The following is an 11519-nucleotide window of genomic DNA, read 5'->3' as shown; positions in this document are numbered from 1 at the left end:
TTAACAAAACCATGCTCTTTATTTAACAAATGCAAGATATGATTTTTATGCCGTACACCTGTTGTGTGGATGAACACAAAGCAAGTATGAAGAGCATAAGAGAGGATATGATTACACAATGAAATTGCTAAGAAAGCCATTATCTGCTGCTTTATTATCTGTACCATTACTTTTAGGTTCTCTGGGAGGAAGCTATGCGAGTGCAGCAACTCTACCAACAACGGTAACTCCATCCGAGCCGTCCGGAGGATATTTTGTAGACCACTATAAAAATAATACCTCTGCCAATAAGACAGAAAGCTCTAATCCGACCCTCAGATTGCTCTCTGGATTTACCAAGCTTTGGACTCCCGGGGCGACTTGGGATACGGGCACCAAGCTAAATAGCAGCGTGCTGGATGCCAATATTCAAAAAGTGATTGATATAGCTGCCCGCCGCACTTTCAGTGAGGCCGATGCGGCTTATTTGGATGATCGCAGAAATCAGAGCTACAGTGTGATTGACGGTCTGGGTTCGCTTACCGATGTATATCGAAAGAATGCAGGGGCAACTACAACAATCAACGACGTTCCGGCAGATGCCCTGACTAAAAAATATGAAGATGAAGGAACCAATGCAGGGAGTACAAGCTCCAGTCTTGGCAATATCGTGAAATTGGTCAATACCCTGCGTGGTGATTACTCTTCGACGAGCTCGGCCAAGGCTTACTTTAGCTACCCTCGTCCGTTTCGCTGGAGCGATAATTCAGTCGTAGTTCCGACTCTGCTGCCAGCTCAAAATCCGGACCCGAGCAAGGATGGCGGTTTTCCTAGTGGTCATACCAACGCGGCGTATCTCAGCGCCATTGCTATGGCCTACGCTGTACCAGAGCGTTACCAGGAGCTGCTGACGCGAGCTTCGGAGCTGGGCAACAATCGTATTGTGGCTGGTATGCATTCACCATTTGATGTGATGGGAGGTCGCGTCATGGCAACGGCGACGGCGGCTGCCATCCTGTCTGATCCGGCCAATAGCAGCTTGAAGAAAGCAGCTTATCAGGATGCTCATAGTACATTGCTGACGCAAAAGGGTACAGCGCCCGATCGGTTCAGCAATTACGCTACCAATAAAAAAGACTATACCCAACGATTGACCTACGGATTTAGTCAGATTAATCCGACGACTACACCAATGACGGTGCCTAAGGGAGCCGAGGTGCTGCTGGAAACACGTCTGCCTTACCTTGATAGCACACAACGCCGTTGGGTACTGGCCACTACAGCTCTTCCATCCGGTTATCCCGTGCTTGACGATGCCGAAGGATGGGGACGACTCAACCTGTTTTCCGCCGCGGACGGTTATGGAGCCTTTGCCAATCATGTTACTGTGACCATGGACTCCTCCAAAGGCGGCTTCAATGCATTGGACCGCTGGCGCAACAATATCTCCGGCGTTGGCAAGCTGACTAAAAAGGGAACAGGTACGCTAAAGCTAATGGGCAACAATACGTATTCCGGCGGTACACAGCTTGAGCAAGGCATTCTGGAGGGGAACTCGGAGTCGGCCTTCGGAAGTGGGGATGTTACGAATAATGGAGGCACTCTTCGCACCAATACTTCCGGCAAGCTCGTTATTGGCGGTAATTACAAGCAAACTGCCAAGGGAACACTTGAACTTCATCTGGACAGTAAAAATGCCGCGCTCAAAACGAAGGGAACAGCCGTACTTGGTGGAAAATTGCGTCTGAATTTCTCCAAGAAGTATGTACCGGCTAACGGTGCCACGATCTTGACCTATGGTAAACGGAATGGAGCATTTTCTTCCGTTGAAACGTCAGGGTTGCCAAGCAATTATAAAGTAAAGGTTATCTATAAAGCGGACAGCATTCAGTTAAAAGTTACAAAATAACCAAACGGAACGATTAAAAAATGCACCTTTGGAATACACCGGATCAACCATGAGGTTATCCAGTGCCCATTCTGGAGGTGCATTTTGCTGTTTAATGATAGGAACGTGATGTGACCAGTATTTGAGCCGATATTTATAGCCAAGGGTATAAAAAGGTCAAAATTTGACCTTAATGTAGTAAAATAATCGCGCTGTTTGAAAGCGCAGTCATGATATTCTTAAGAAGCATATTGGTCAAAGTTTTAAATGTTCAGACTAACTAAGAGGAACAGAGGAAAGGAAGAGACTGATGAGTCTTGAAAAAGAATACGTTAAAATAGCCCAGGATGTAATTAAAGGGCTTGGCGGAGAAGACAATATTATTTCTATGGCACATTGTGCCACACGGCTGAGACTAATTGTAAAAGACAGAGACATTATTGATGATGAATTTATTGAGAATATTGATAAGGCCAAGGGGGTATTCTTTACATCCGGGCAATATCAAATTATTTTTGGAACCGGTACCGTAAATAAAGTATACGAAGCGATGGTCGGCCAGAACGTATCTGCTACATCCAAGGCAGAGCTGAAAGAGAAGGCTTCAACGCAAGATGACAACTTTTTCAAAAGAATGATCCGGGTTTTCGGGGATGTATTCGTTCCCATTATACCTGCATTGGTAGCTACAGGATTGTTCATGGGAGTTAGGGGCTTGGTAACTCAGCCTGCATTGCTTCAGCTATTTGGGCTTACACCGGATCAGATTTCTGCGAATTTTATATTATTTACGCAAATACTGACCGATACCGCATTTGCCTTTTTACCCGTGCTGGTGTGCTGGTCAGCGTTCAGGGTGTTCGGCGGGTCGCCTATCTTGGGGATATTGCTCGGATTAATGCTGGTAAGTCCTTCTTTGCCTACATCCTGGGATGTCGCTCAACATGTCAAGGAACCCCTTGTATTTTTGGGATTCATTAAAATTGCAGGCTATCAGGGCTCGGTTCTCCCGGCATTCATTATAGGGATCGTTGGAGCGATGCTAGAGAAGAGAATCAGAAAATCCGTTCCCGAAGCACTAGACTTGATTCTAACACCGTTTCTGACATTGTTGCTCACACTGGTACTGGGCTTGTTCGTGATTGGTCCCATCTTCCATGAAGTGGAAGTTTTAATATTAGCGGCAGTTACAGCTATTTTGAAATTGCCTTTTGGCATTGGCGGGTTTATTTATGGTGGTATTAACCAGATTATTGTCGTTACCGGACTGCACCATGCTTTGAACCTGATAGAAATACAGATGCTGGTGGATAGCGGCTGGAATATGGTCAACCCGATCAGCTCGGCGTCGATTTGTGCACAAGCGGGTGCGGCGTTGGCCGTCGGCCTAAAATCGAGAAGATTAAAAACCAAATCTATTGCCTACCCTTCTGCCTTGTCTGCATTGTTGGGCATTACAGAACCGGCCATTTTTGGGGTGAATATTCGCTATGGCAAGCCATTCATGATGGGCTTGATTGGGGGAGCGGTCGGCGGATTTTTCGCACGTATCTTTAATGTTCAAGCAACGGGCATGTCGATTACAGCCATCCCTGGATTGTTATTGTATCTGAATAATCAGATTTTTCTGTATATTTTAGTTTGTTTAATCGGTTTTGGTGTAGCATTTGCATTGACGTGGATCTTTGGGTTTAAAGAAAAAATAGAGAACAAATAAAATTTGGTGGAGAGAATCATGGACAACAAAACACTGCTTGATAAATTGAATAGCCTTTCAATAGAAGAGAAGATTGGCCAGCTCATCCAACTGACCGGTGATTTTTTTGAAGGCGATATGGATACGGTTGTGACGGGTCCTCTCAAAAAATTAGGGTTAAGCTCCAGTTACAATGTTTATAACACCGGATCTATATTGAACATTACCAATCCGGAAAAAATTATTCGGTTGCAAACAGATTATTTGGAAAAATCGGTTCATAAAATTCCACTGCTGTTTATGGCAGATATTATCTACGGGTATCGAACCATCTTCCCGATTCCAATTGCACAAGCTTGCAGTTGGAACTATGAGGGGATAGAACATGCGGCGTCGGTTGCTGCTCGGGAATGCTACGAGGAAGGTGTTCACGTGACCTTTTCCCCTATGGTAGATATCGTTAGAGATCCCCGCTGGGGTCGGGTAATGGAATCCCCTGGAGAGGATACATTGCTGGCGAAGAAATATGCGCAAAGCGTGGTTCTGGGAATCCAGGGAAGGAATTTGGAGAGTACAGCCGTGCCAGCCAATAAAATTGCCGCTTGCGTTAAGCATTTTGCCGCTTATGGAGCGCCTGTCGCCGGACGTGAATACAATGCCGTGGATATGTCGGAGCATGCATTGCGAGAGTATTATTTACCCGGGTATCAAGCTGCAATAGAAGCGGGTGCAAAGCTCGTCATGACGGCTTTTAATACCTTGAATGGTATCCCGGCGACTGGAAACGAATGGCTTAACCGAGATGTGCTAAGACAAGAAATGAATTTTGACGGTGTGTTGATCTCGGATTACGCTGCTATAGAAGAGTTAATCATGCATGGTTATGCCGAAGATGAGGCTTCCGCCGCAAGGCTGGCACTGTTGGCGGGTGTGGATGTGGATATGAAGACCGCAATATACGCTAATCAATTGAAGAATGTAATATCTGGTAACGACCATATGCTGGAGCTTCTGAATGAAGCTGTATACCGTGTCTTAAAGCTGAAAAATGATTTGGGGCTGTTTGAGGACCCGTTCCGCGGATTACAGGAAATCGTTAAGCTTTCAACAAGCAGCATTTTGTCAGATGAGCATAAAAAAGCGGCGCTGTCCTTGGCAGAAGAATCCGTTGTTCTGCTGAAAAATGAAAATGTTTTATTGCCGTTGTCAAAGGATACGAAGGTAGCTTTAATGGGTCCCTATGCAGAAGAAAACTCGACCCTGGGCATGTGGGCGATTAAGGGGGAGGAGACGGATACCGTTAATTTGAAAACAGGGCTGTTAAAGCATGTTGATTCCGCTCATCTCACAGTTTGCAGAGGGGCATACATGATGCCCGTTCATGCGAGGGAAAACCTTGGCAAATATGCGGACAAGCTGGCTGCTGAAACAATCGATGAGGAAGTCCTGCTGCAACAAGCGATTCAGAATGCTAACGAGGCGGATGTTATTGTCCTCGCCTTGGGAGAAAGTATATATCAGAGCGGAGAAGGAGGATCGCGAACGAACCTGACGCTTCCTGAGCCGCAATTGAAACTGCTCCATGAATTAAGCTTATTGGGCAAAAAGATCGTTCTGATCGTATATAGTGGAAGACCTTTGATCCTTACCGATGTTGCTGAAAAAGTTGACGCCATTGTTCAGGCCTGGTATCCGGGAACGATGGGTGGAGAAGCGCTGGCCAATGTATTGTATGGAGAAGTAAATCCGTCGGGGAAACTAGCGATGACCTTTCCACGCAGCGTCGGTCAAATTCCGGTGTACTACAATGAGTTGAATACAGGAAGACCGAATCTAAAGGAAAATGGTTCTTATCGTTTTGCGTCCCGATATATAGATGAAGTGAATGAACCGTTGTATCCGTTTGGTTATGGCAAATCCTTTACCTCATTTGAATACAGTCTGTTAGCAGTCAGCCCAAAAAAAATGAAAACAAATGAGTCAGTGGATATCCGTATATCTGTGTCCAACACTGGAACCTATGATGGGAAAGAAACGATCCAATTATATATTCGCGATAAATTTGCAAGTGTTGCAAGGCCAGTTAAAGAGTTAAAAGATTTTAAAAAGGTTTTTTTACAAAGTGGCGAGACTAAAATTGTAGAATTTTCTATTGATGAAGACATGCTTAAATTTCATGGACGTGGAATGGAGTACAAGAGTGAGCCCGGCGAATTTGAGGTTTATATCGGTTCAAGCTCACAGGAAATTTTGCTGAGCTTTAGTTTTATATTTTTACCGGAGGATAAACATGAATAAAAGTGACAGTTATAATCTTAAATATCATATTACTCCTCCTTACGGGCTATTAAATGATCCTAATGGACTTGCCTTTTTCAATCATCAATACCATGTGTTCTATCAGTGGAATCCAAAAGGAACCGAACATAAACATAAATGCTGGGGCCATGTTGTTTCCAGTGATCTGGTGCATTGGCAAAGAAAAAGTGTCGCGCTGGAGCCTTCGGAATGGTATGACAAGGATGGCATTTATTCCGGCGGGGCCATAGTTCATAATGAACAGCTGTATCTGTTTTACACAGGAAATGTAGTCAGGGATGATGGAGTAAAAGAAAGCTATCAATGCGCAGCCGTTTCGGAGGATGGCGAGCATTTTCAAAAAATCGGCCCTTTGTTTGAACATCCCAAAGGTTATACCAGGCATGTCCGGGACCCGAAAGTATGGAGAGACCATAACGGGGATTGGTGGCTGATCGTTGGAGGCCAAAGAGAAGATATGACTGGAGATACGCTTATCTACAAATCCACAGATTTGTCCAATTGGGAATGCCAAGGCTCATTTTTTGAGCATGACAATAAGTTCGGATATATGTGGGAATGTCCGGATGTACTGAATTTTGCGGAAAATGATATTTTTGTTTTCTCTCCTCAGGGTTTACCGGAGGTAGGCGAATATTATAAAAATCCTAATCAATCGGGATATATTGTTGGGAAATTATTGGAGACAGGGAAATTCAGTGGAAACCTATCCGATTTTAAAGAGCTTGATCGAGGATTTGATTTTTATGCGCCACAATCGTTTAGGGTGAATGACAGAATCATTATGTTCGGATGGATGAGCGCCATGAATGAAGAAACAGAAAGGGCTGTTCCGACCATTCAGGAAGGCTGGATTCATGCATTGACTCTCCCTAGAGAAATAGTGCTGATTAACGGTGTGTTGTACCAGAAACCATTGCCGGAATTACAATTGTTAAGACTGGATGGCGCGCATTATAAGGGGAACATTCGAAGTGGTGGGTGGCTGCTGCCTTCTTTGCAAGTGGAATTCATTGTTCATTTTTCGATGCTTACACAAAACTTCAAAATGATAATAAGAAACGCTGTTCAAATTGACTATAATTCGGAAGAAAACAGTCTAACCGTATGGAGAACAAACTGGTTGACGAACCAGAAGGAGTACAGAAAAGCAACATTAACGAATAGACTCGCAGGAATGCAAATATTCATTGAAAGCTCAAGTCTGGAGATCTTTGTGAATGAAGGCGAGGAAGTGTTTTCTCTGCGTTATTTCCTGGAGGATACGGAACAACGCAGCGTGCTGCTTGAAGCAGGAGACAATGAAGGAGAAATTAAGATATATCAGCTGCATGAATGTAAAGCATAAGAGCGGAGTTCAGGTGTAAAGACCAGGGCCAAGGTTAAAAAGGGGAAGCTCCTGTTTGAATTTGATATAAATCGGTAAAAATATATTCAAATCGTTCACCTGCAAGTGCTGCAAGCAGGCAAGGAAAGGCTGTTCATTACTCCATTTGCGAGAAGAACGGCCTTTTTTGTCTTGGTTGCTGAATAGGTTTCAGCTTGTCTGGGCATTTTACTATCGGTATAGTATGAGTATTAGAGTATGTGGCTTAATATTAGATACTGTTGATTACTCATAGCTGGTTGATGAGGTGTCGTATGAAAAAAATATATGAGCATATTGAAATAGACAGAAGAAAAATGATTAACCTCTTTATGTTTCAATCGACAGATACAGAAAGAGTCATCCCCATGCATTTTCACAGCAATATGGAATTAATCTACTGTACAAGTGGAAGTCTCAAGGTGTGGCATGAAGGAAAAATAACCATTTTGATGGAGAAGGATGCACTGTTTATTAATAGCAATGTGCCGCATTCCACACAGAGCATTACGGAAAATCAAGTCGTTGTATTGCAATTTCCAGACACTTTTTTTGCCAATGAACAAGTAATCATCCAATTAAACACGCAAGAGAAACCCGTTGAAGAACCTATACTTTCTAAATTAAGAGAGTTGTTTATGGATATATATAACTTGCATATTTCTAAAGGCAAATATGACTATATTTTAGAGCAAAGCCGAATTATTGAGCTTAAATATTTGCTCGTTAATCATTTTAGCCAGGCAACAGGCATACCACCGGAGGTATTTAGTGAAAAGCAGCGAAAGATAAAGACAATCATGGATTTTATTAAAGAGCATTATACTGAAAATATTAGCTTGTCGAAAACAGCTCGAATCTGCGGTTATTCGGAGGCCTATTTGTCGAGAATGTTTCATGAATATACAGGTCAGACGTTTACGGAGTACAAGCAAATTCTTTGTTTGGAAAAGGCAATCGATTTATTGGAAACAACCAATAAGTCACTTACAGAAATTTCTTACGAGGCCGGGTTTCCCAACGAGAAATCTTTTAGAAAAGCTTTTAAGGAAGTTATGGGTAAAACGCCTTATGAATACAAAAAATCAAAATTTGATCTGAGTGTGTAAACGGCACAAGTGTAGTATCTATATAGATTATTTCAATAGACTGAAGACATTGGGGCTGTCTCAGAGTCATTTTATGACCTACTGGACAGCCCTCCATTATTGGTATGCAAGTGCACAGGGAGGATCACCTAGCGGTTATCTACGGTTTCCGGGTACATATCATGATTCATCATGCGATGCTCGGCCATTTGCTCATACTTGGTTCCCGGTTTGCCGTAGTTGGTATAGGGATCAATGGAGATGCCGCCGCGCGGCGTGAACTTGCCCCACACTTCGATATAACGCGGGTCCATCAGCTTGATCAGGTCATTCATGATGATGTTGACGCAGTCCTCGTGGAAATCGCCGTGGTTGCGGAAGCTGAACAGGTACAGCTTGAGGGATTTACTTTCTACCATTTTAATATCGGGAATGTAGCTGATGTAGATAGTTGCAAAATCAGGCTGTCCTGTAATCGGACACAGGCTGGTAAACTCCGGACAATTGAATTTTACAAAATAATCGCGGTACGGGTGTTTATTATCAAAGCTTTCGAGAATGGCGGGATCATAGGCAAAGGTGTATTGTGTGCCTTGATTGCCAAGCAGAGTAACGTCGGTCATTTCTTCAGGTTTTCTTCCGGTCATGTTGGGTTAGGCTCCTTAAGATTAGTTGGGTAAACGAGATGGGAGTTATGGTGAATGGGGAGGTCGCTCCGCGAAGGATTTGAGCTTCCGATCGCTGTTGAAATGGGATTCTTTCTGATAAGGTGAAAGATATAGGTTAGAATCCCATTTCAAAGGCGAACGCTAACGCTTCTCCAGCTTCAAATCCTCCGCTCCGCTGCCGACCGCCGTCCCCACCCTAAAGTCCCTACTCGTTTATATGTGAGTGAGTAGAAGTGAATAGTGTTCGCCCCTTTATATAGGAGCGAGTTCTTGTTGAGAAGCCCCGTCCTTACGGACGAGGGTTTCTCTTGATTTGTAACTTTCGACGAATTTGGCGTGTCTGTGTATCACCTATAGGTCCATATGGAATATATTACATTTAAGTGCTATACGCCGCGTTTGTTGCCCCATACAAGGGTGTGGAGCTGCGGGAGTACTCTTACGTCATTTAGTCGGGAATCGTCCATGACACGGTCGATAAGCCATTCATAACGATGCAATAGGGATTCGGCAATCTGTTCCGTGTTCTCGGTGCTCACATCTGGGTTACCGGTCTGGAGGAACAGTGGTACATGCGGATAGCGCTGGTGAACGGTGCGTGCATATGCTAGATCTGTATCATCGAATATGACGACCTTCAAGCTGCATGCTCCATGGTAGAATCTCGCTGATTCATTAACGGCTTCTTCTGTGCATGCTGCGGTTGAGACGTGTGTTGCAGACCTGGACTCTCCGACCGTCTTGCAATCAGTCCTCTTCCGATTCGACAGACGGGCGACGATATCATCCAGCACATCCCAGTTGGTCGTCATGCCGGAGCTGGGCGGCTTGGGGGATAAGGTCACCTCATCGATATCGTACAGCCAATCCTGCCAGCGGGAGCCTTGCGTTTCGACAGCGGTGGCAATGCCTTGACTGCGCAGCAGGGCGACCAGCTCCCCAAGCTGTGGCAGCAGGACGGGATTGCCTCCGGAAAGGGTCACATGCGAAAAGCATTCACCGCCGATGGCCTTCAGCTCCTGCCAGATGTCTGCGGCACTCAGACGACGGATTTGATCCTTGGCGCTGCCGTCCCAGGTAAAGGCGGAATCGCACCACGAGCAATGGTAATCGCAGCCTGCGGTACGAACAAACATCGTTTTGCGCCCAATGACCATGCCCTCGCCCTGAACGGTGGGACCAAACACCTCCAGTACGGGGATGGGAGCTGTTTGGAGCACACGAGAGGACGTTGTTGCTTGGTGAGCTGTCACGGTATTATTATTCATCCAGCATCCACTCCCGTCTGAATTCGGCGTAGCTGGTAGGTGTCTCAAACAGCCGCACAAATTCGGTACGCCCACCTTCCACGCGGGAGCGGTATGCATCCGAGGACAGGGCGGACTCCATTTGCTCAAAGATCCAGACGACCATATTTTCCGCAGTGGTATTCATCGGGGGCAACGTCTCATTCAGGTAACGATGATCCAGATAAGGCTCGATTCGTTCTTTCCAGATCGTTTTAATGTCTCCAAAATCCATCGTTAGACCCGTCTCGTCCGGTATGCCGCTTATACCAAAAACGACGATATAGGTATGTCCGTGCAGATTTTTGCATTTGCCTTCATAGCAGTGCAAATGGTGTGCTGCATCAAACGTAAATTGTTTGCTGACCAGTACGCGTTTGCGGTGATAGCGCAGCTGAGCGTGTTGAATGTCTGTCCCGAACTGCTGGAGCTTGTTGACAATATGAAAGGTCCCCGGCTCACGCATGGCCTTCAGCTCCTTGGGACGAAGCTCCGTGTCCGCGAACCGCAAGATACTGCTCCAGCCCGGCGCGGCGAAGCTTGCAGGCAGGGCATTCACCACAGCCATCGCCAATGACGCCGTTATAGCACGTTAGTGTACGGGTTCTTACAAATTCAAAAGCTTCCAGCTCATCGGCCATTTTCCAGGTTTCAGCCTTATTCAGCCACATGAGCGGGGTATGAATCACAAAGGGATAGTCCATCGAAAGGTTGAGTGTGACGTTCAGCGATTTGATAAAAGAATCCCGGCAATCAGGATAACCGCTGAAATCCGTCTCGCAAACGCCAGTAATGATGTGGCGCGCTCCTTTTTGCTTGGCGAGCACTGCCGCGAAGCTCAGGAACAGCAGGTTGCGACCGTCTACGAATGTACTAGGCAGTTCGCCTTCCTCTTGCGTAATGTCAATGTCGGTGCGTGTGAGGGCATTAGGGGCTAGTTGATTGAGCAGGCTCATATCGAGCACCGTTTGCGGAACACCCAGCTTGCGGGCAATTCCGGCGGCTACTTCGATTTCCTGCTTGTGACGTTGACCGTAGTCGAAGGTCACGGTTTCTACTTCGGCAAAATGCTTTTTCGCCCAAAATAAACAGGTGGTGCTGTCTTGACCGCCGCTGAATACGACGACCGCTTTTTCGTTTGCAAACATAAAAAAACCTCTCGATCTTCTTGGAATGGTGTAAGACACAGCGTCTTGTCACTTGGAAGAAGGAGAGTTCTTGAACTGACT

The 11519-nt window shown here is 45.4% G+C and carries 9 protein-coding genes; 5 read left to right on the top strand and 4 right to left on the bottom strand.

The genetic code is table 11. The features are described 5' to 3' along the window. Positions 1 to 118 precede the first annotated feature (118 nt). The 5 genes from B4V02_RS19570 to B4V02_RS19550 all read left to right on the top strand — a co-directional run bounded on the left by B4V02_RS19570 (position 119) and on the right by B4V02_RS19550 (position 8357). Positions 119 to 1888 carry an acid phosphatase gene (locus B4V02_RS19570; RefSeq protein WP_094156041.1) on the top strand — a complete coding sequence of 590 codons (1770 nt, stop codon included), beginning with the start codon at positions 119 to 121 and terminating at the stop codon, positions 1886 to 1888. A gap of 289 nt (positions 1889 to 2177) precedes the next feature. Further along, the gene (locus B4V02_RS19565; RefSeq protein ID WP_094156040.1) at positions 2178 to 3584 is read left to right on the top strand and encodes a sucrose-specific PTS transporter subunit IIBC; all 1407 of its coding nucleotides are present in this window, start codon (positions 2178 to 2180) and stop codon (positions 3582 to 3584) included. Positions 3585 to 3602: 18 nt separating this feature from the next. Then, positions 3603 to 5861, top strand: a complete 2259-nt coding sequence (bglX, locus tag B4V02_RS19560; RefSeq protein WP_094156039.1) for a beta-glucosidase BglX — start codon at positions 3603 to 3605, stop codon at positions 5859 to 5861. Further along, positions 5854 to 7230: a glycoside hydrolase family 32 protein gene (locus B4V02_RS19555; protein WP_094156038.1), complete on the top strand. Its 1377-nt coding sequence runs from the start codon at positions 5854 to 5856 to the stop codon at positions 7228 to 7230. Before bglX ends, B4V02_RS19555 begins: the two co-directional genes overlap by 8 nt. A gap of 293 nt (positions 7231 to 7523) precedes the next feature. Further along, complete coding sequence (locus tag B4V02_RS19550) at positions 7524 to 8357, top strand: AraC family transcriptional regulator (protein ID WP_094156037.1); 834 nt, start codon at positions 7524 to 7526, stop codon at positions 8355 to 8357. Positions 8358 to 8485: 128 nt separating this feature from the next. Here B4V02_RS19550 and queF read toward each other — a convergent pair whose 3' ends face one another. From queF to queC, 4 genes are all read right to left on the bottom strand, one after another. Further along, the gene (queF, locus tag B4V02_RS19545) at positions 8486 to 8983 is read right to left on the bottom strand and encodes a preQ(1) synthase (RefSeq protein ID WP_007429143.1); all 498 of its coding nucleotides are present in this window, start codon (positions 8981 to 8983) and stop codon (positions 8486 to 8488) included. 407 nt (positions 8984 to 9390) lie between these two features. Beyond that, positions 9391 to 10272, bottom strand: coding sequence for a 7-carboxy-7-deazaguanine synthase QueE (gene queE, locus B4V02_RS19540; protein ID WP_094156036.1), 882 nt, complete (start codon positions 10270 to 10272; stop codon positions 9391 to 9393). Continuing rightward, the gene (gene queD / locus B4V02_RS19535) at positions 10265 to 10756 is read right to left on the bottom strand and encodes a 6-carboxytetrahydropterin synthase QueD (protein ID WP_094156035.1); all 492 of its coding nucleotides are present in this window, start codon (positions 10754 to 10756) and stop codon (positions 10265 to 10267) included. The genes queE and queD overlap by 8 nt, the downstream gene beginning before the upstream one ends. Beyond that, the gene (queC, locus tag B4V02_RS19530) at positions 10749 to 11438 is read right to left on the bottom strand and encodes a 7-cyano-7-deazaguanine synthase QueC (protein ID WP_094156034.1); all 690 of its coding nucleotides are present in this window, start codon (positions 11436 to 11438) and stop codon (positions 10749 to 10751) included. The genes queD and queC overlap by 8 nt, the downstream gene beginning before the upstream one ends. Positions 11439 to 11519 lie beyond the last annotated feature (81 nt).

Source organism: Paenibacillus kribbensis (assembly GCF_002240415.1).
Lineage (GTDB): Bacteria > Bacillota > Bacilli > Paenibacillales > Paenibacillaceae > Paenibacillus > Paenibacillus kribbensis.
Note: the sequence above shows the minus strand (reverse complement) of the source record. Positions and strands in the feature narration are given on the sequence as shown.